This is a genomic window from Bacteroidota bacterium (assembly GCA_039111535.1).
Lineage (GTDB): Bacteria > Bacteroidota > Rhodothermia > Rhodothermales > JAHQVL01 > JBCCIM01.
This window is the reverse complement of sequence record JBCCIM010000025.1, coordinates 24,271-43,821: the sequence shown is the minus strand read 5'-3', so window position 1 is coordinate 43,821 and position 19,551 is coordinate 24,271. Positions and strand designations below refer to the sequence as shown.

At 50.2% G+C, this 19,551-nt stretch carries 16 protein-coding genes; 12 read left to right on the top strand and 4 right to left on the bottom strand.

Going from position 1 to position 19,551, the window contains the following annotated elements:
- Positions 1-177 precede the first annotated feature (177 nt).
- Both AAF564_06350 and AAF564_06345 read left to right on the top strand, forming a co-directional pair.
- Positions 178-807 carry a glycosyltransferase gene (locus AAF564_06350; GenBank protein ID MEM8485150.1) on the top strand — a complete coding sequence of 210 codons (630 nt, stop codon included), beginning with the start codon at positions 178-180 and terminating at the stop codon, positions 805-807.
- A 317-nt stretch (positions 808-1,124) separates the two neighbouring features.
- Positions 1,125-2,378 carry a glycosyltransferase family 4 protein gene (locus AAF564_06345; GenBank protein MEM8485149.1) on the top strand — a complete coding sequence of 418 codons (1,254 nt, stop codon included), beginning with the start codon at positions 1,125-1,127 and terminating at the stop codon, positions 2,376-2,378.
- A gap of 87 nt (positions 2,379-2,465) precedes the next feature.
- Here the strand turns inward: AAF564_06345 and icd are convergent, their stop codons facing one another.
- The 4 genes from icd to AAF564_06325 form a co-directional block, all read right to left on the bottom strand.
- Positions 2,466-3,707: an NADP-dependent isocitrate dehydrogenase gene (gene icd, locus AAF564_06340; protein ID MEM8485148.1), complete on the bottom strand. Its 1,242-nt coding sequence runs from the start codon at positions 3,705-3,707 to the stop codon at positions 2,466-2,468.
- A gap of 194 nt (positions 3,708-3,901) precedes the next feature.
- Positions 3,902-4,630 (bottom strand): polyprenol monophosphomannose synthase, encoded by a 729-nt coding sequence (locus AAF564_06335; GenBank protein MEM8485147.1) that lies wholly within the window; start codon positions 4,628-4,630, stop codon positions 3,902-3,904.
- 303 nt (positions 4,631-4,933) lie between these two features.
- Positions 4,934-5,215 (bottom strand): zf-HC2 domain-containing protein, encoded by a 282-nt coding sequence (locus tag AAF564_06330; GenBank protein MEM8485146.1) that lies wholly within the window; start codon positions 5,213-5,215, stop codon positions 4,934-4,936.
- 31 nt (positions 5,216-5,246) lie between these two features.
- Entirely contained in the window at positions 5,247-5,840 is a 594-nt protein-coding gene (locus tag AAF564_06325; protein ID MEM8485145.1) for a sigma-70 family RNA polymerase sigma factor, read from the bottom strand.
- 632 nt (positions 5,841-6,472) lie between these two features.
- On the opposite strand from AAF564_06325, the gene pdhA reads away from it, so the two are divergent.
- The 10 genes from pdhA (at position 6,473) to AAF564_06275 (ending at position 19,205) form a co-directional block, all read left to right on the top strand.
- On the top strand, positions 6,473-7,615 hold the full coding sequence (pdhA, locus tag AAF564_06320; GenBank protein ID MEM8485144.1) for a pyruvate dehydrogenase (acetyl-transferring) E1 component subunit alpha: 1,143 nt from the start codon (positions 6,473-6,475) through the stop codon (positions 7,613-7,615).
- Between the two features lie 76 nt (positions 7,616-7,691).
- Entirely contained in the window at positions 7,692-8,675 is a 984-nt protein-coding gene (locus AAF564_06315; protein ID MEM8485143.1) for a pyruvate dehydrogenase complex E1 component subunit beta, read from the top strand.
- Positions 8,676-8,774: 99 nt separating this feature from the next.
- Positions 8,775-10,070 (top strand): pyruvate dehydrogenase complex dihydrolipoamide acetyltransferase, encoded by a 1,296-nt coding sequence (locus AAF564_06310; protein ID MEM8485142.1) that lies wholly within the window; start codon positions 8,775-8,777, stop codon positions 10,068-10,070.
- Positions 10,071-10,105: 35 nt separating this feature from the next.
- On the top strand, positions 10,106-10,894 hold the full coding sequence (locus AAF564_06305; GenBank protein ID MEM8485141.1) for a metallophosphoesterase: 789 nt from the start codon (positions 10,106-10,108) through the stop codon (positions 10,892-10,894).
- A 334-nt stretch (positions 10,895-11,228) separates the two neighbouring features.
- Complete coding sequence (locus AAF564_06300; GenBank protein ID MEM8485140.1) at positions 11,229-11,996, top strand: T9SS type A sorting domain-containing protein; 768 nt, start codon at positions 11,229-11,231, stop codon at positions 11,994-11,996.
- A 305-nt stretch (positions 11,997-12,301) separates the two neighbouring features.
- Positions 12,302-14,914: a cohesin domain-containing protein gene (locus AAF564_06295; protein MEM8485139.1), complete on the top strand. Its 2,613-nt coding sequence runs from the start codon at positions 12,302-12,304 to the stop codon at positions 14,912-14,914.
- Between the two features lie 103 nt (positions 14,915-15,017).
- Positions 15,018-15,896 (top strand): hypothetical protein, encoded by an 879-nt coding sequence (locus AAF564_06290; protein MEM8485138.1) that lies wholly within the window; start codon positions 15,018-15,020, stop codon positions 15,894-15,896.
- Between the two features lie 140 nt (positions 15,897-16,036).
- On the top strand, positions 16,037-17,536 hold the full coding sequence (locus AAF564_06285) for an asparagine--tRNA ligase (protein MEM8485137.1): 1,500 nt from the start codon (positions 16,037-16,039) through the stop codon (positions 17,534-17,536).
- A 92-nt stretch (positions 17,537-17,628) separates the two neighbouring features.
- On the top strand, positions 17,629-18,360 hold the full coding sequence (locus AAF564_06280) for an SIMPL domain-containing protein (GenBank protein MEM8485136.1): 732 nt from the start codon (positions 17,629-17,631) through the stop codon (positions 18,358-18,360).
- A gap of 173 nt (positions 18,361-18,533) precedes the next feature.
- A complete protein-coding gene (locus AAF564_06275; protein MEM8485135.1) occupies positions 18,534-19,205 on the top strand; it encodes a nitroreductase family protein in 672 nt (223 codons plus the stop codon).
- Positions 19,206-19,551: the final 346 nt, after the last annotated feature.

The window sequence follows — 19,551 nt, the reverse complement described above, 5'->3', positions numbered from 1 at the left end:
GAGCTGACCACGGGTACGGGGCGTGGCACTCTGCGCATGCTGATCGTGCGCATTGAGATCCATGCCAAGGTGTAGTACAGAACTGCGCTCCCTGTGATGTTGCGGGCGTTTCCAGATTATAACCACCTGCATAGCGTCCAGAAAATCAGAGAGCGCAGTTCTGTACTACACCTTGGCATGGATCTCAATGCGCACGATCAGCATGCGCAGAGTGCCACGCCCCGTACCCGTGGTCAGCTCATGGATATGCCCGTGGTGCTATGGAATCAGCGTTGGGAATACGATAAGAATCCTGAGGCCTTTTTTCGGCTGATGAACCGGCTCGATGACGCAGGATGTGCTTTCCGGCTCATTCTTGCCGGCGAACACTTTGAAGAACAGCCTTACGAGTTTGAGCGCGCGTTTGAACGCTATGCGGAGCGTATTCTGCATTACGGGTACGCAGAAGACTTTGAAGAGTACTCATCGCTGCTTCACCGGGCTGACATCATTGTATCCACTGCCATCCACGAGTTTTTCGGGATCGCTGTGATGGAGGCCATTTATTGTGGCTGCCATCCCTTGCTGCCTAACCGGTTGAGTTACCCGGAATTGATTCCTGATTCGTTACATCGCCCCTTGCTGCACTCGCCTACACTCTATGAGGATGAGGAGGCGTTGTTCAAGACGATGTTTAAGATTCTGAAGCGCGAAGAAAAACCGCTGCCCGTTGAATCGCTTCGGGAGGTTGGGAAACACCTGGACTGGCGCCGGCACGTAAAGCATTACGATGCGCTTTTTGAGTCGGTAGCCACAAAAAAGCAGTAATTTAGCCCCTTCTTAAGACTATTCGGCATACAGGCACGTCATTTGATACCCTTCGGTAAAGAAATAGCAAAGATGTTTTTTTACCCGTAGACACGTCGCACCGTGATGAATGAGTGGAGAGACTAAGATCCACAGCCCTTACTGAAGATAATTCGATCTTGGCTGAATAAGCCAGGGCCGCAGTGCTGCAAATCAGTGTATATGCACTGAGGAAAGTGGATTTTATTGTCTTACCCCAGGTGAGTGGCTCATTTCTCTATATCAGTGTGGTGTCCTGATGATACCACCCGAGTCATTAAAAGAACTGCAGATTATTGATGGCAGCGTTAAAAAACAGCATTCTAATGCTGGTGGAAAACAATTCCTATCCTGGTGATACCCGGGTCCGGAGAGAAGCATTGGCGCTTGTAGACGCGGGTTTCCACGTAACAGTTATTGCGCCACGCGCTTTGGGGCAGCCTAAACGGGATGTAGTGGATGATGTCCATGTATACAGGTATCCCGAACCCACGGAACGCGATTCGTTTTGGGGGTTCGTATGGGAGTTTCTGTATTCTACCATTGTCGCATTCATTGTGTCGTTTTCGGTTTGGAGGAAAGAAGGGTTTGACGTAATCCATGCCCACAATCCACCTGATACCCTCTTTGCAATTGGGCTTTTTTACAAGCTGTTCGGGAAGAAATTTGTCTTTGATCACCACGATCTTGCTCCTGAATTGTACATGGCAAGAACCGGTGGGAAGGGCAATAAACTGGTTTACAACGTACTCAGGCTGCTGGAGCGGTGGTCATTTCGTACGGCCGATCTCGTTATAGCAACCAATGAGTCGTATAAAAAAATAGCACTAACACGTGGTGGAGTTGCTGAGTCGAAAGTTAAAATTGTCCGTAACGGGCCGCCGCTGAGTTTCATGGATTACGTGCAGCCTTACCCTGAACTGGTCAACATGCCGAAGTCCATTTTTGGCTATGCCGGCTCTATTGGCATCCAGGATGGGCTCGATTACTTTATCAAAGCACTCCATCATCTCAAGACCAGCCTTAATCGGGACGACTTTCTTGCCATTATCATGGGAGATGGCGACGATGTACCGCGCATCAAGGCAATGACGCGTGAGTATGGACTTGAAGACCACGTTCAGTTTACCGGCTGGCTCAAAAAAGAAAAGCTGATGCGGTACCTGACTTCGATTGATATCGGAGTGGATCCGGATCCGTCAAACGACTTCAATGACAAGTGCACGATGATCAAAATGACAGAGTACATGGCTTTTTCCAAGCCGATCATTGCGTTTGATCTGCCTGAGCACCGGTTTACGTCGAAAGATGCAGCCATGTATGTGCCGGACAACAATACAGAAAAATTTGGCGAGGCCCTTGCCCAATTGATGGACGATGAGGCGCGCCGAAATGAAATGGGTTTAATTGGCCGGCAGCGCGTTGAGCAGTCGATTGCGTGGGAATATTCCGTGCCCAAGCTGGTTGATGCGTACATCAACGTGTTGGGGTTCAAGACCGCAAGAATGCCCGAGGCAATCAAGCCCCAGTTAGTGAGTGACTCAAATGTCTAGCAAGCATTGAGGCGTTAAAAAACATAGACAAATTAAAAAGGGAGTGCTGAACCTCAGCACTCCCTTTTCTACTTTTTGTCGGATCAACTACATGTTTTCGACCATGGCATTGCCAAACTCGCTACACTTGAGCAGCGTGGCGCCTTCCATCAGTCGTTCGAAGTCGTACGTGACACGCTTCTGACTGATGGTCTTTTCAAGGGACGAAATGATCAGGTCTGCTGCTTCTTTCCAACCCATGTAGCGAAGCATCATTTCACCAGATAGAATAACGGATCCAGGATTAACCTTGTCCTGCCCGGTGTATTTTGGTGCTGTGCCGTGCGTGGCCTCAAAAATGGCCAGTCCTGTATCGTAGTTGATGTTTGCGCCCGGTGCAATACCGATGCCGCCTACCTGTGCCGCGAGGGCGTCAGAGATGTAGTCGCCATTCAGGTTCATGGTTGCAATCACACTGTACTCAGCAGGACGCGTGAGAATCTGCTGCAAGAACGCATCTGCAATTACATCCTTGATGATAATACCATTTGGCAGTTTACACCACGGGCCTTCACCAATTACTTCAGCGCCAAACTCTTCTTTGGCAATCTGATATCCCCAGTCGCGGAAGCCACCTTCGGTGAACTTCATGATGTTGCCTTTGTGGACGAGGGTAACACTTGGCAGTCCTTCAGCAATAGCGTATTTGATGGCAGACCGAACGAGGCGGTACGTGCCTTCTTTTGAAATAGGCTTGATACCAATACCACTCGTTTCCGGGAAGCGAATAGACGTTACGCCCATTTCTTCCTGGAGGAATTTGATCAGCTTGGCGTTGTCATCAGAGCCATGTTCGTACTCGATGCCGGCATAAATGTCTTCCGAGTTTTCGCGGAAGATGACCATGTTGACCTTCTCTGGCGCGCGAACGGGTGATGGTACGCCGGTGAAGTACTGGATAGGGCGGACGCAAGCGAAAAGATCAAGCTTCTGCCGCAGGGCCACGTTCAGCGAGCGGATACCGCCGCCAACCGGGGTTGTTAGCGGGCCTTTGATGGACACGAGGTGGTGCCGGATGGCTTCCAGCGTATCGTTCGGCAGCCACTCATCGTATTTGGCAAAGGCTTTTTCGCCGGCATATACTTCAAACCACGAGATTTTGCGATTGCCACCGTAGGCTTTTGCAACTGCAGAATCAAAAACATGCTGAGCAGCACGCCAGATGTCAGGCCCAATGCCGTCTCCTTCGATGAAAGGTACAATCGGGTTGTTTGGGACAACCAGGTTGCCATCTTCAAGTGTGATGCGCGCTCCGTCGGTCGGCGTAACTAATTTTGTGTATTCAGGCATTGCAAAAGCTAGCTTTAGGGTAATGGGTATTTAAAAATCGTAGTGCTGTTGGGCCAACAGATAGTTTAGAAAAAGCAAAAACGTTCCATTGAGAAACGTTTTTTGCGCTAAATTTGCGAAAAAGGCCCAAAGCGCACACCTTTTGGTGCCTCCGATGGCACCTGTGTGATGGTGATTGGTGATTGTGACGGCTGCTAAAGTTTTTTGATCAGGTCTCTAAACCGCAGCTCCCAGACTTTATGCATGGCTTCCCACACAATTTTCTTGCTCATCTTGGATTGTCCTTCGGTACGTTCGGTAAAGACAATCGGGACTTCTGTCAGCCGGTAGCCTTTTCGCCAGGCACGGTACTTCATTTCTATTTGAAACGAGTAGCCATTTGATTTGACACGGTGCAAATCAATAGCTTCGAGTACACGTCGGTGATAACATTTGAAGCCGGCTGTCACGTCGTGAACCGGAAGGCGAGTGATGGCACGTGTGTAGATGCCGGCGCCATAAGAAAGAATAAGCCGGCTAAGTGGCCAGTTCATTACTCGAACACCATTGATATACCGTGAGCCTACGGCAAGGTCGGCTGTATCGTTTTTAACAGGGGCAATCAACTGGGGCAAATCAGTTGGATTGTGGGAGAAGTCTGCATCCATCTCGCACACAAAATCGAAGTTGTTTTCCAGTGCATAGCGGAAGCCGGCGAGGTAGGCCGTGCCCAGGCCTAGTTTACTTTCGCGTTCAAGGATGTCGATTTTGTCTGGATACTTGCTGCGCATGTCATGGACGAGCTCTGCTGTGCCGTCCGAAGAGCCATCGTCAATAACAAGCATAGCAATGTCTTCATCCAGTCCCAATACAGCCTGGATGACAAGCAATATGTTGGCAGCTTCGTTATAGGTGGGAATCAGTACCAGGGAACGTCCTGTCATGCCCTCAACCTCAATATTTTCCTTTGCTATAAACCGCTTGTCGACAGAAAGCAATGCGGTTATACGCGTACGGTGTCGTTCACACGGTGCAGTACGGTGGTGGTATATACTACAGCGCCCATTGAATTAAGTGCCTGGAGCAGGCGGCTTTGGAGGAGGTGGCGTGCCTCGCGCTCACGCAAGTTGGTTGCGGCAAGCGGGAGAAAGATACGCTTGATGCAGCATAAACTGCAAAAGATAGGCGGGAAGAAAGAAACGCTGGTGGCTTGGTGTGGTAACGCTCTTATCGAATAGCTGTCAGAATTATTTTTGCAGGCTGGGCAGTTGTTCGCGCAGAAAGGACAGGGTATGTTCAGCAAGGTCGGCAGGCACTTCGATTTGGCCTTCCGTTGCTACCATTTCTACCGTCTGTTTGTACTGGTCGAGGAACGGTACACAGCACGGGCACATTTCCAGGTGCTTTTCAAACTTTAGTTTTGTCTCCCGTGGGAGTCGGCCTTCGAGGTAATCAAGAATAAAATCATTGACCTCTTCGCACGACATCATGGGCCGGAACAGGTGCATTATTTTGTGGAGCAATTTCATGTAGTTACACGTTTGAATATCCAGTCATCGATTAACGGAAATACCGGTCAAGTATCCCGCGTAATGCCTGTCGGGCCCGATGGAGCCGCACACGCACAGCGCCCTCACTTATGTCAAGCGTTTGTGCTACTTCAGTAGTCGATAGCTCTTCAATGTCTCTCAGGGTCAGAACGGTGCGGTAGTCTACCGGTAGTTCTTTAATGGCATCGTGAACGAGCTGTTTACGTTCTGCGCGCTCAGCCATTTTTTGAGGATTCCATACCTCAGGGCTTTCCGAAAACATGCCTCCCGTAAAACTGGGTTGCAATCGATCCATCTTGTCCTCTTCTAATGCGTCAAAACGCTTCATTTTACGCAATGAAGCGCGCGCTAAATTGAGGCCAATGGCATATAACCAGGTAGAAAACTTGGATTCACGCCGGAACGTATCCAACCTTTTATAGGCCTGGAGGTACGTTTCCTGCATGACACTCCGTGCTTCGTCTTCATCCTGCACTATGCGCATGATCATACGAAAGAGCCTGGGACTTTCTTTTTGGACAAGCCGCTCAAATGCAACGGCATCTCCTTTTAAAAGGGCATCCAGATCTATGTCACCTGAAGTATCTTTAGGTTGGACTTGCATGCTTTAGGGATTTAGTGCGTGCCTTACCAAGAGTGTTACAGCCTTTGTCTATCCAAAGAAAATACAAAACCTTTCACGGGCGATCCTGTTTCGATTGGGCTGTTTTGTAGCCTGCCAGATTGTCAAAATTTTGTGAGAGCCCGGAAGGGGAGGGATCTAATCTGGGCTAGACCTCTTCAATCTGTGCTTTTTGTTAAAATAATGAAAAAAGCGATTTCAACCGGCAATAACTTCACAAGTTACTCAAGAAGTTCTTACATAAGAGCCAAATTTTAAAAGGCAGATTTCATAAATTAATATGCTGAATGAAATTTTGGCCCGGCCGTGTGGCCCCGGATAACGTGTGCATGCAGCGCCCTCGAATCGTGTCGCTGAAGTGAAGAAGGGCCCGGTTACCCCGCTGGTTAAAAATGCGATGCGCTTAAATTTACAAGCCTGGCTGTATGCCGAAATGAGGCTTGGTGTTCGTGCTGAAACAATCGCACAGAATTGATGCATCTTTCGCATGCAATTTGCGGTGATGCGAATGAAAGGTGACTGGCGTCTTATCAGGGGTCAATAACTGCTTTCAATGTATATAAATTCTTCGGCGTGAAGACGAGATAGAATTTCAAATTCACATACTTATTCTAATGGCAAGCGAAACAGGAAAAAAGACAGTAAAGAAAAAGTCACCGCGGAAAAGCGCGGCGACATCTAGTGTTAACGGTCATGCGCTTGATGGACTTAAAGCTGAACCGCTTTCAGTTACATTCAATACTTATCCGCCGAGCAACAAAACACACCGGCAACTGGGCCTTACCAAGGCTGATGTATTGGACATGTACCGTAGCATGTTACTTCAGCGTCGTTTTGAAGAGCGGGCTGCTCAGATGTACGGGAAGCAGAAGATTGGCGGTTTCCTTCATCTCTATATTGGACAGGAAGCCATTTCGACAGGAACAGCCCAGGCCATTCGGATTGGAGAAGACTCAGTGATCACTGCATACCGGGATCACGGTCACGCGCTTGCCATGGGGATGACGTCGAACGAGTGCATGGCTGAGCTGTTTGGTAAAATTGACGGCTGCTCGCGCGGTAAAGGCGGTTCGATGCACTATTTTAGCAAGGAATTGAAAATGATGGGGGGACACGGTATCGTGGGCGCCCATATTCCAGTAGGTACAGGCATCGCATTTGCAAATAAGTATAAAGGTGAAGACACGGTTTGTCTCGCCTTTTTTGGTGATGGGGCTATCCACCAGGGTGCGTTCCACGAAGCCGCTAATCTCGCCGGCCTCTACGATCTGCCCGTAATATTTGTTGTGGAAAACAACCAGTACGCAATGGGCACCGCTGTTGACCGCGCTGCTGCTGAGCCCGATCTGTACAAACAGGCGCTCAGCTACGACATGCCAAGCTCGCTTGTCAGCGGCATGGATGTGTTTAGTGTCTACGAAGCCATGCAGCACCACGTTGCCATGGCGCGTGAAGGTAAACCATCCCTGATTGAAATCCGGACGTATCGCTACCGCGGCCACTCCATGAGTGACCCACAGAAATACCGGACGAAAGAAGAACTGGATGCCAAAAAGGATGAAGATCCGATTCTGCGCTTGAAAGCCTACTTGCTTGAGCACAAAATGGCAACAAACGCGCAGCTCGACAAAGTTGACGATGAAGTTAAGCAAGAAGTGATGGAGTCAGTAGAGTTTGCTGAAAACAGTCCAGCACCTGGCCTGGAAACGATCTACGAAGACATTTACTCTGATAAGGATTACCCGTTTACCACGTAGTCGCGCATCCTTCTGAGTTTCTTGCAACCCGTTATCACGCGTCCCGGCGACGTGTATAAAGAACCAAGTTTTTAAAATGGCAGAATTACAATTAAGAGAAGCAATTCGCGCGGCGATGGTCGAAGAGATGGAGCGCGACGAGTCAATTTTCCTCATGGGTGAGGAAGTGTCCGAGTATAATGGCGCATACAAGGTAAGTGAGGGGATGTTGAAGCAGTTTGGCGCGAAACGCGTCATCGACACCCCGATTGCAGAAAACGGATTTGCCGGCCTCGGCATTGGCGCTGCAATGAATGGCCTCCGCCCAATCATCGAGTTCATGACCTGGAATTTCTCGATGGTAGCAATGGACCAACTGATCAACAATGCAGCCAAAGTACGCTACATGTCGGGTGGGCAGTTCAAATTCCCGATCGTATTTCGCGGTCCTAACGGTGCTGCCGGGCAGCTTGCTGCTACGCACAACACCTCCTTTGAGTCTATTTTCTCAACCATCCCTGGTTTGAAAGTTATTTCGATTTCAAACCCGGACGATGCCAAAGGCCTCTTGAAGTCTGCTATTCGCGATGACGACCCAGTGTTGTTCATGGAAAGCGAAGTGATGTACGGCATGAAAGGAGAAGTGTCTGATGCAAAAGACTACCTCATCCCGATTGGCAAGGCACGCATTGCACGCGAAGGCAAAGACGTAACCATCATCGCCCATAACAAAAGCTACTGGGTTGCCATGAAGGCCGCAGAAATGCTGGTGCAGGAAGGGTTTGATCCTGAAGTGATCGATCCGCGCACAATCCGGCCACTTGACATGGAAACCATTTTGGCTTCTGTCAAGAAAACCAACCGGTGTGTGATTGTCGATGAAAGCAACCCGTTTGCAAGTATTGCTTCAGAAATTGGCTTCCAGATTCAACGTGAAGCATTTGATTACCTCGATGCTCCCGTGCTCCGTGTAAACGCCAAAGATGTGCCGGCGCCTTACGCGAAGAATCTGATTGAATACTACATGCCTAGCGCTGAAGATACGTATAAAGCATGCCGCCAGGTAATGTACGCTAACTGATTGTTTGCCGCACCCCGGGCTGTATCGCAAGGAGAAATAAATAACGCGTTTTGCAGCCGGCACGGCATCTGAACCCTGAAAATTGAAAAGAAAGAGAGAATGGCTATTCCAGTAGAAATGCCGAAGATGAGCGACACGATGGAGGAGGGGGTCCTTGTAGCGTGGTTGGCTGATGAAGGTGCGCCTGTCGCTGCCGGCGATGTTATTGCGCAGGTTGAGACGGATAAAGCAACCATGGATCTTGAAGTGTATGATGATGGGGTGTTGCTCAAGCGTGTTGCAGGTGAAGGGGATTCGATTCCTATCGGCGGCCTGATTGCCGTCCTTGGTAAAGCTGGTGAAGACGTTTCAAGTGTGCTCGCCCGCTATGGAAGTGGGGCTCCTGCAGCAGCTAAGCCGGCAGTTGAGCCTGCTGCAGAACCTGCAGCTGTTCCGGCAGCTTCTGGTGATGGTGCTGCCGCTCCTGTTGCTGCCCCCGTTGGAAGTGCGCCTAACGGGCGCACAAAGGCGTCGCCGCTAGCACGCCGTATGGCCCAGGAGCATGGGGTTAACCTTGCTTCGGTAAGCGGTTCTGGTCCTGATGGCCGTATCGTACGTCGGGATATCGAAAGCCTTATCGGAACGAGCCATCCTGCAGCACCTGTTCAAGAACCTGTACAGCAGGCCGTTGCGCAGCAGCCTGCACCTGTGGCTGGCGCAGCATATGATGCTATCCCGCTTTCTCAGATGAGAAAAGCAATTTCGCGCAGGCTCTCGGAAAGCAAATTCACGTCCCCCCATTTCTATCTGCAGATCGATGTGGATATGGACGGCGCTGTGGCGTTCCGCCAGCAGCTGAACGAGCTTGCGTTGTCTCAGGACAAGCAAAAGGTCTCGTATAACGACTTGATCACGAAAGCTTGTGCGCTCGCGCTGCGTGAGCATCCTTACGTGAATGCTTCCTACATGGAGAACGAAGGAGAAATCCGGCTCCACAATGAGGTGCATGTTGCGATTGCCGTAGCAATTGACGAGGGCTTGATTACGCCAGTTGTTCGCAATGCTGACAACAAAGGGCTTTCTCAGATAGCTGCTGAAACGCGTGAACTGGCCGGCAAGGCGCGTGATCGCAAATTGCAGCCGCACGAATTTGAAGGCTCTACGTTTTCAACCAGCAACCTCGGTATGTTTGGCATCGAGAACTTTACAGCGATCATCAATCCACCCAATGCCTGTATCCTGGCAATTGGAGGTATTCGCGACGTGCCCGTTGTAAAAGACGGTGCCATTGTACCGGGTAAACGGATGAAGCTAAGCCTCTCATGCGATCATCGTGTTGTTGATGGTGCTACAGGAGCCCAATTCCTGAATACCGTCAAGCAATACCTCGAGCAGCCGATGAACATGATGCTTTAGGGGATGATTGTAATCACTTTCCCGGTACGTTAGCGTTGAAAATAGCGCATGTCTCGGATATCCACTTTGGCCGTATAGCGTTTCCGCACATTCTCGATGCATTAATCGAAGATGTAGCCCAGGCGAATGTGGATATGGTTGCGGTCAGTGGTGACCTTACACAAAGAGCTTTGCATAAACAATTCAGGGAGGCCTTGGCCTTCCTGAATCGTTTTACCGCACCCTACATGGTGGTCCCCGGAAACCACGACGTATATCCGTGGTGGAGCCCCTGGATGCGGCTGGTAAAACCCGTGGCTCGGTTTCAGACCTATTTTGGTGCTGATCTGGTTCGGACACACGAACAAGAGGGTCTTGCAGTTATGGGCTTCAATTCAGCCCACGGCCTAACCATAAAAGGGGGCAAAGTGACAAGTGCGATTGTCCGGGGTATTTCGGACTTCTTCGATCGGCAGCCGGCGGGTGCCTTTAAGGTCTTGATGCTGCACCACCACCTCACCACCCTCGAAGGACTTATTCCTCACGATATTTCGATAAACGGTACGGAAGCTCTCGCAGCGGCTCAGGCTAGCCAGGTTGATCTGATCTTGTGCGGCCATGCGCATGTATCCCATGTTGAGTCTCTTGAGATCGACAATGAGAAAGGACCTGTGGTTGCAAGTGCCGGGACGGCCACAAGTAGCCGCGGCCGGCGCTCAAACCGGCACCGCAATTTTTATAATCTGATCGAAATCCTGCCCGGTGCCTACTCAATTCACGAGCGCACATACAAGCCGGATGATCAATGTTTTGCCCAATCACGCACTTTCCATTTTAACCGCTGATCTGCGCTGCTGCCCCGGAAAAGGGGTTTTCTTGTTAGGCGATAAGTCATTTTTTGTGCTTTCATCTCTATGCGGTCGTTTGGTATTGTCGCAGAAATGTCATGATTTCCATTGCCAGAAGGAGCAATCCTTTCCCGTGATATCTTCCTGTTGGCATGGGTTTTGTTTTGGCGTCAGTCATGTTGGCAAAACGGCCTTGATCCCCTTCTCGAGCAAAATTGTCAGCATAATATCACAACAGAATCTGAAAGAATTATCTTTCGCCCCCCGGATGATGTCATGAAGATTCTGTTTCGAAAGACACATTTCTGCAACAAACCACAGAATAGAGAAAATGTCCAAATTATTGCCAAAGGTTTTTCTTATGGCCTTGGGGGTAGTACTTTTCGTAAGCAATTCTGTGTATGCCCAAATCCCGGTTGCCCTTCCAACTGAATATTACAACGCACGCGATATTTCGCTGCCGCTAACAGTCGGAGATGTTTCTGGCCAGGATGTAAAGGCCTTTTTGCTTACGATGAAGTATGATGCTTCAGTTATCGAAATCACCGGCGTTGAGGCGCAGGGTGATCTGGCGGAGAATTTCTCCCTTATCCTAAATACTGATGTGCCAGGCGAGGTTACCGTCGGCGGCGCACATTTTGAACCACTTCAGGGTGATGGTGTGCTCCTGCGCATCGTCGGTAAGTTTGTCAAAAAAGGGACAACGAGCCTTGCCATTGATACCTTTTCCTTTAATGAAGGAAGCCCGGTTGTTGCAACACAAAATGGCGAAATTTCCAATACTGTTCAGGTAAGCAATGAAGATGAAGCCGGCTTGCCGCAAGACTTCGAGTTGCTCGGGAATTATCCAAATCCCTTTAATCCAACAACAACCATCCAATTTGATCTGCCGGAGTCAGCTGAGGTAACGATTACACTTGTAGATGTGTTGGGGCGTGAGGCGTTGACGATTCCATCTCAAGTATATCAGGCCGGCGCCAAGCAGCGGGTTGAACTAGACGCCTCCTCACTCGCTTCAGGCGTTTATGTCTACCAGGTTCGCGCCAGGGGTGCCTCCAGTACCTACGTCAAATCTGCTACCATGACGCTCATCAAATAGTAGGCTTGCCTTTCGAAATGAAAGATTGTCAGCCGGCTCTGCCGATGCTCTACTGGCTCTCTTCTATCGCCTGTCTATTCTCTCGTTCTTGCTTCTGCGAAGTCCTCAATCGTGTTTGTGAATGCATTTTGGCTCCCGTTTTGCATGGTATTATTGCACCAGGTAAACGTCCCCCAAGATCTCGCTTGCATACCATGTAAACGGACCTGTAGGAAGCGCAATCGCACTAATAACTCTGTTCTTATTTGACTGAAGGATTACTTCAGCAAAGACGAACCAAGGAATTGTTTTCTTTCCGTAAAGCTATGTGGAGACTATTACTACGGGTTTTTCCAGTTTTTTTGCTGATGCTCATCAGCACACAACGTACGGCTACCGCACAGGTAACCGTCACCCTGCCAACCCTGGAGGTTGCATCAGGTGCTTCATCCCTCATCCCAATTACCGTCGGAGATCTCACTGGGTCTGAGGTCAAGTCATTTGAGTTTGCCATTTCATATGACCCGACGATCGTCGAAATCACAGGTGTGAGCAGTACCGGTACGCTTACCGAGTCTGTATCGCCGATTGTGAATACAACAACTTCTGGCAAAGTCTCAATTGCCTGGGCGGATGCTTTTGCCCTGGAAGGGGGCGGCGTGTTGGTCAATCTGCAGGCCAGTTTCCTGCAAGAAGGGACCAGCAGTCTGGCCTTTGATTCTTTTCGTTTTAACGAAGGTGCACCTGCAGCTTCTACAACCAATGGCAGCGTAAATGTGAGCGGCGGATCTACGGGATCTGTAGATGTTAACCTGCCGGCTTCTTCTACCGGTACAGTCGGCGGAAGCCAGCTCAGTATTCCCATTTCCGTCAGCGATATGACGGGTAAGAATGCCACAAGCTATTCGTTTACGCTGACGTACGATGCGGCCACGGTAAACGTCGCAAGTTACGCCACTGCTGGTACGCTCTCAGGTGCAGCTGCACCTATCGTAAATACGGGTACGCCCGGCCAGGTAACAGTAACCTGGTCGAACGGCACGCCAATTTCAGGCGCCGGCGTTTTGGGCAATTTGTTAGTAAACCCGGTTGCGAGTGGCATTTCAGCCCTCAATTTTTCTGCTTTCCAGTTTAACAGTGGCGATCCGATAGCCAATGTGACCAATGGTAGCGTGACCATTAACGGTGCAAATGACCCGATTCCGGTTACTCTGCCGGCAGCGAGTGGAAATTCGGGCGAAACGCTCACGGTACCTGTGACCGTAGGCGACCTTACAGGCAGCGGTATCACATCGTTTAGTACGGTCATTGATTATGATGCCAGCCTGTTGCAGGTAGCGAGTATCGGGCAGTCGGGTACCCTCTCAGCCGGCAATGCCGCAACACTGGATCTCAGTACGCCTGGGAAAGTTGGCGTGACCTGGAACGGAGGGGCTTTGTCAGGAACAGGTACCCTGTTTAATCTTAATTTCAACCTGATTGCCGGCGGAACAAGCGTACTCGGGTTTGACTCTTTTTTGTTTAACGGTGGCGCCGTACCAGCCAATACGACCAATGGGAGCATCACCATTCAGGCCTCAGGGGAAATCACCGTTTCCATCCCAACTGGCATTGTTGGCGAAATTGGTCAGCAGGTAACTGTGCCTATTAATACTGGGGATTTAACAGGAGAGAATGTACTGTCTTATGTGTTCTCGATCGCCTACGATGCGCAGGACTTTACCATCACGGGTGCGACGGTAAACGGTACCCTTTCTGCCGGCAACAGTGTGACGGTTGACACCTCTGTACCCGGACAAGCTGTTGTTAGCATGAGTACAGGCACGCCCTTGTCGGGTGCCGGCACGCTTGTAAACCTTAGTGGCACTCTCGTGGGACCGGGTACAAGCGACGTGACCTTTTCCTCTTTCCAGTACAACAACGGCAGTCCATCTGTAACTACAATCGATGGCAGCGTCACCGTACAGGGTTTTGCAACCTACTTGCAGATTGTGCACAACTCGTCTGATGCGCCCGTAGTTGATATCTATCTGAATGATATATTGCAGATTGATGGGTTGTCTTACGGCAGCGCTACGGCATTTCTTGAGCTTACTTCACCCATTGTGAAACTGGATGTGGTACGCGGTGATGCTACGAGTAATGCAAGCCCGATCACGACGACAAACGTGTCGTTGGAAAGCGATAAAGACTATGTAGCCGTTATCAACGGACTCTACACCGGATCTGGTAAGCAGGCAATTGGCCTGGTTGTGCAAGATTCTCAGCAGGAATCGACAGACGAAAATACGGTGGGCTTGAATGTGTTTCAGGGCTCACCAGATGCGCCGCCTGTGAACGCCTACATTGTAGACGATAGCGAATCGTACAACCGAATCATGACCTTGGCGAAGGGACTTTCTTTTGGGGAATCTTTTCTAACCCGCGAGTTTGAGCCCGGTTTGTACAATATCGAGATTACCGAGAACAGCGGTGAACGCATTGGTATTTACCGTGCGGACCTGAGCCGGACAGGCGGTGCGGCTTTGCTCTTCATTCTGCAGGGATTTGTAAACCCTGTTATTGGGCAACCCGATCTATCGATAACCGCCTACGCGCCAGATGGTCAGGCGATATTTTTGCCGCTTGCTACAAACAATGAGGGAGAAGACGCGTTGCCGGGTGCATTTGACCTAGCCGGCAACTATCCGAATCCATTTAATCCAACAACATCTGTTGAGTTTAGCTTGCCGGAAACAGCTGACGTGAGCATTGAAATATTTGATATGCTCGGCCGCGCCGTTATGCAGACACCGGTTACGACGTTTCAGGCGGGTTCGGACCACGCGATCCAGATCGATGCCTCATCCCTTTCGTCAGGCACTTACGTGTACCGTGTGATTGCCCGTGGGCATCAGCGTTCGTACACACAAAGCAAAACCATGACGTTGTTGAAATAGGCAGCGCCGGAGCCGTCTGATCAAATTTTTGACGGCATAGGATCCCTTCATACATACGAGACTTGAACAGCCTGTTCTTTCGGTATCATGCCGCTCGTATTACATGCCAATCCCTTCTTCAGTAGAACACGCCAGGCCGGTTGCTGACCAAGCACGCCGGCTATTGGCTTTCCTGCAGTACAGCAATTTGCATATTGTTGTTGTTGCGCTTGGTTTATTGTCTGGCACATCTACGCTCTTTGGCACAGGTTTCAGTGTGCCGGTCGTGTTGGCCGGCTGCTGCGGGGCTTTTCTACTCTATCAACTCGATCGGGGCTGGTTGCCGGGCAAAGAAGACGGCGCCAATCAGCCAGAACGGGTTGCGTGGATTGCACGACATCACATGTATGTCTGGTCGTCGTGCGCATTTGCGCTGCTTGCAGGATTGATTGGAACGGCTTTTCTCTCGGGTGCAGCGCTGCTTGCAGGAGCATTATTGGCTGGCTGTGGCTTTGCGTATGTATTGCCGCTGAGAAAACGGCTTAAGCGTATCTGGTACGTCAAACCTGTAGCCATTGCAGGTGCCTGGGCACTTGGCGGGGTAGCACTACCGCTTGTCGAGATGAACTTTGCGATGGCGCCAGTTGTGCTGATTTTTCTGGGGTATCGGTTCTTTTTTATTCTGCCCAATGTCTTGCTGGCTGACTGGCAAGACAGGCTTGGCGATGAACAAGCCGGTTTGCATTCTCTGGCGATGCTTGTTGATGAACGGATGTTGCGCCTCATGGCTGCAGGTAGCGCGCTGGTAGCGATTATGCTGGGGGGATGGTGTGGTGTTTTGCTGGGGTGGTCGGCGCTCTTTTTTATAGATCTTGCGGGACCGCTGCTCATGCTATTATTGTGCTTGCGGCCACTGCATGCATCGTATTTGGTGTATGGATTGCTGCTTGATTTGCTGGTTGCATGGCCCTTGATTACAACACTCTTGGTATACAATTGGTAAGCGATTGCGTGTACTATATCTGCTGTTTAACAACAGCGAAACGCAAGATGTTATGAAGACCGATCATTTCTGGGTTTTCGTGCGTATACTGCCGGCAAAAGCGTTTTTATCAGGAATAATTTCAAATCTGAACGGCGTAGATGGACTATACAACGATAGATAAACTGGCATCTCTTGAAGGTAAGACGGTTCAATTAAAAGGGTGGCTGTACAATAAACGTGGGTCGAAGAGCCTGCAGTTTTTGGTGTTGCGCGACGGAAGCGGGATGGTGCAATGTGTTGTGAATCAGGAAGAAGTGGATGCCGCCAGTTGGGAAGCAGCTGACGGACTTACCCAGGAGAGTGCTGTGGAAATTCATGGCACCGTCTCCCTTGATGAGCGGCAAATTGGTGGGGTAGAAGTGCAGGCCCAGAAAGTTGTGCTGATTGGCGCTTCTGAAGATTACCCGATTACGCCGAAGTCGCATGGCATCGATTTCCTGATGAACAAGCGCCATTTGTGGTTGCGTAGCCGGCGGCAGTGGGCCATCATGCGCATCCGTAACCAGATTACGATGGCCATCCATAACTTTTTCCAGGGCCGTGGATTTATCCAGGCGGATGCACCGATTTTGACGGGCAATGCAGTAGAGGGCACATCAACCCTCTTTGAAATCGACTACTTTGGCGAGCCCGCATACCTGACCCAAAGTGGCCAGTTGTATGGGGAAGCAATGGCCATGGCGATGGGGAAGATTTATACGTTTGGCCCTACATTTCGGGCAGAGAAGTCAAAAACCCGCCGGCACCTTACTGAGTTTTGGATGATCGAGCCGGAGATGGCGTTTTACGATTTAGAGATGAACATGGCGTTGGCAGAAGATTTTCTGGCAGCCATTGTGGAGGCCGTTCTTGCCAATTGCCGGCCTGAATTGGAAATTGTCGGACGCGACGTTGCCAAGCTCGAAAAAATAAAGACGCCTTTCCCTCGCCTGCATTATTCAGATGCGGTAGACCTGCTGCGTAGCGATAAAACGTACAACATGGTGACCGAGGAGATCGCAGCGCTCGAAGAAGAAGGGCCGCGGTTGAAGCAGGAGCTTGCTGACAACCAGAAGCGTTACGGACAGGTGAAGAAAGGGGAGAAGCGGCGTATCGATGCGCGGGCGATTGAAATAAACCAGCGACTCGAAGAAATTGAAGAGCAGCTGCGTAATTTGCCGCAATGGCGTGAGTCTGCCCGTAACTTCGAGTGGGGCAACGATTTTGGAGGTAGCGATGAAACCTTGATTACGCGGCATTACGACCAGCCGATCATCGTACACCGTTTTCCTGCCGTGATCAAGGCATTCTACATGAAACGCGATCCTGAAGATGACAGGCTTGCACTTGGCATGGACGTGCTGGCACCAGAAGGGTACGGCGAAATTATTGGTGGTGGTGAGCGGGCAACAGACCTTGCCTTCCTGGAAGAGCAAGTTGCAGCACATAACTTGCCGGCCGAAGTGTTCGAGTGGTATTTTGACCTACGCCGCTTTGGTTCGGTGCCGCACAGTGGATTTGGCCTCGGGTTGGAGCGCGCAGTAACCTGGATTTGCGGCATCCAGCACGTACGGGAAACCATTCCATTCCCACGCCTTTTGGGTCGGCTACACCCATAGTGGGTAATAATCAGCACTGTAGTGCGTTAATAGAGCAAGGGCGCGGCTTTTGCACCTACTGGTGCTTCGCCATCTAATCTTATTGTACAGGTATGAAATACATTAATCTTTTTCTAACGACCCTTTTGCTTATTAGCGCAGTTGTGCCTTCTGGTACCGTTACTGCGCAGGCTTTTGAAGAATACAGATCGATAACGGTTTCTGGTGAGGGCATTGTAGATGCCATTCCGGACATGGCAACTGTGCGCTTTGGCATTTCTACCAAAAATTGGAACCCCGAGAAAGCGCGTGCAAAAAACGCTGAAGTATCAAAAAATGCGTTGAATGTTGTGCGTGATTTGGGCATCGAGGAACGGAAAATTCGACTGGCGACCCTTCGATTGCAGCCCATTCGCGAATACAATCCACAAACAAGGAAGCCGGAAGATAAAGGGTTTGAAGCTACGCGGGAACTGGTGGTTGAAATAGAGGATCTTGAAATGTTGCCGGCGCTCATCGCAGGTATTGTGCAGGAAGGCGCCAACCGTCTCAATGGGATTTCATATGGTTTGCAAGATCGCGAAAATGTACGGGATAAGGCGCTTGTGATGGCAATGACGCGCGCGAAGTCGAAAGCCACGCTGATGGCTGCAAGCCTGGATGCAGAACTGGGTGGTGTCTGGAAAATAACGGAGCAGAGCTTCTCGATGCCAAGGCCTGTAGTGCATATGGCCGACCACAATGTGCGGCTTGCCAAAGCAGAAGCTGCGCCTGAGCCAGAGGCTTATGCTGCCGGCGAAATGGAAGTACGTGCTGTTGTACAAGTTACTTTTTTGATCAAGTAGCACGATTACCGTGAAATAATTTGGGACTTCCCGGCTCCTGTTGAATCTCTTCGGGGGATTGTGAATGTAAAGAACCTGTTGCATTCACAATCCCCTGTTTTTTTGCGTTCAATTTCTACAGGTGGGCCCAGTTTGCCCAGTATTAATTGGCGATCGCATAGCCAACCGACATTATGCAGGACTCCCTCCATATTCCGTTTAAACACCATCGATATCCAGAAGACACGATGGTCGACCGCGCTGACACCTTTTACGAAATGATGGACATGCGCCGGTCTATTCGCTTTTTTAGTGATGAACCCGTTCCGAAGCACTTGATCGAGCGTGCCATCCAGACCGCAAGTACGGCTCCAAGTGGCGCCCATATGCAGCCCTGGACGTTCGTAGCAATCAGTGATCCCGCAGTTAAGCGCGAAATACGGATTGCGGCTGAGAAGGAAGAGAAAGAGAGTTATGGCGGCCGCATGTCTGATGAATGGCTTGAGGCTCTGGCTCCGTTTGGTACAAATTGGGAAAAACCTTTCCTCGAAACGGTGCCCTGGATCGTTGTGTGTTTTGCGCAGAGTTACGGGTTCAACGAAGACGAAAGCCGGCGGAAGCATTACTACGTTCAGGAAAGCTGTGGTATCGCGTGTGGCATGTTCATTTCTGCAGTCCACAACATGGGCCTTGCTACGCTCACGCACACACCCAGCCCGATGAAGTTTCTGAACGAAATTCTGGGCCGGCCCAAGAATGAAAAGCCTTTTATCCTCTTTCCTATAGGTTACCCCGCGAGTGATGCCACGGTACCTGACATCGGTCGCAAAGATTTAAAAGACGTCTCTACGTGGTTTGAGCCTTAGCATATTGAGCTGGTTATTGCCTGGCTGTACGAGCGGGGCATGCGCGTATTACCTGATTCGAAATGATGAGATTGCGTACCTTTATCATAAATTGCGCAACCCGCTAGCCATACCATTGCCAAAAGTGTTCGAGAACCCCATAGAAAGCAACGAATATATCAGTATACGCTATCAATATTGGGGCAGAAAAGACACAAAAAACAGGCGAGAAGGTGTGGGATTTATAGGAAATACGCAGTAATGTGTGTGTCAGCGTGGCAGGCCCCTGAACGTGATAGGTAATATTGGCAGTTATCCTGCGCGTTGGATCAACCAAAATGGTGCTGGTAAGTATAAGTATCTGCCG

What these genes read in the sequence shown, in the direction of transcription:
- AAF564_06350 (MEM8485150.1), top strand. Translation starts at nt 178, where the DNA reads ATGGATCTCAATGCGCACGATCAGCATGCGCAGAGTGCCACGCCCCGT.
- AAF564_06345 (MEM8485149.1), top strand. Translation starts at nt 1,125, where the DNA reads ATGGCAGCGTTAAAAAACAGCATTCTAATGCTGGTGGAAAACAATTCC.
- icd (MEM8485148.1), bottom strand. Translation starts at nt 3,707, where the DNA reads ATGCCTGAATACACAAAATTAGTTACGCCGACCGACGGAGCGCGCATC.
- AAF564_06335 (MEM8485147.1), bottom strand. Translation starts at nt 4,630, where the DNA reads ATGACAGGACGTTCCCTGGTACTGATTCCCACCTATAACGAAGCTGCC.
- AAF564_06330 (MEM8485146.1), bottom strand. Translation starts at nt 5,215, where the DNA reads ATGAAATTGCTCCACAAAATAATGCACCTGTTCCGGCCCATGATGTCG.
- AAF564_06325 (MEM8485145.1), bottom strand. Translation starts at nt 5,840, where the DNA reads ATGCAAGTCCAACCTAAAGATACTTCAGGTGACATAGATCTGGATGCC.
- pdhA (MEM8485144.1), top strand. Translation starts at nt 6,473, where the DNA reads ATGGCAAGCGAAACAGGAAAAAAGACAGTAAAGAAAAAGTCACCGCGG.
- AAF564_06315 (MEM8485143.1), top strand. Translation starts at nt 7,692, where the DNA reads ATGGCAGAATTACAATTAAGAGAAGCAATTCGCGCGGCGATGGTCGAA.
- AAF564_06310 (MEM8485142.1), top strand. Translation starts at nt 8,775, where the DNA reads ATGGCTATTCCAGTAGAAATGCCGAAGATGAGCGACACGATGGAGGAG.
- AAF564_06300 (MEM8485140.1), top strand. Translation starts at nt 11,229, where the DNA reads ATGTCCAAATTATTGCCAAAGGTTTTTCTTATGGCCTTGGGGGTAGTA.
- AAF564_06295 (MEM8485139.1), top strand. Translation starts at nt 12,302, where the DNA reads ATGTGGAGACTATTACTACGGGTTTTTCCAGTTTTTTTGCTGATGCTC.
- AAF564_06290 (MEM8485138.1), top strand. Translation starts at nt 15,018, where the DNA reads ATGCCAATCCCTTCTTCAGTAGAACACGCCAGGCCGGTTGCTGACCAA.
- AAF564_06285 (MEM8485137.1), top strand. Translation starts at nt 16,037, where the DNA reads ATGGACTATACAACGATAGATAAACTGGCATCTCTTGAAGGTAAGACG.
- AAF564_06280 (MEM8485136.1), top strand. Translation starts at nt 17,629, where the DNA reads ATGAAATACATTAATCTTTTTCTAACGACCCTTTTGCTTATTAGCGCA.
- AAF564_06275 (MEM8485135.1), top strand. Translation starts at nt 18,534, where the DNA reads ATGCAGGACTCCCTCCATATTCCGTTTAAACACCATCGATATCCAGAA.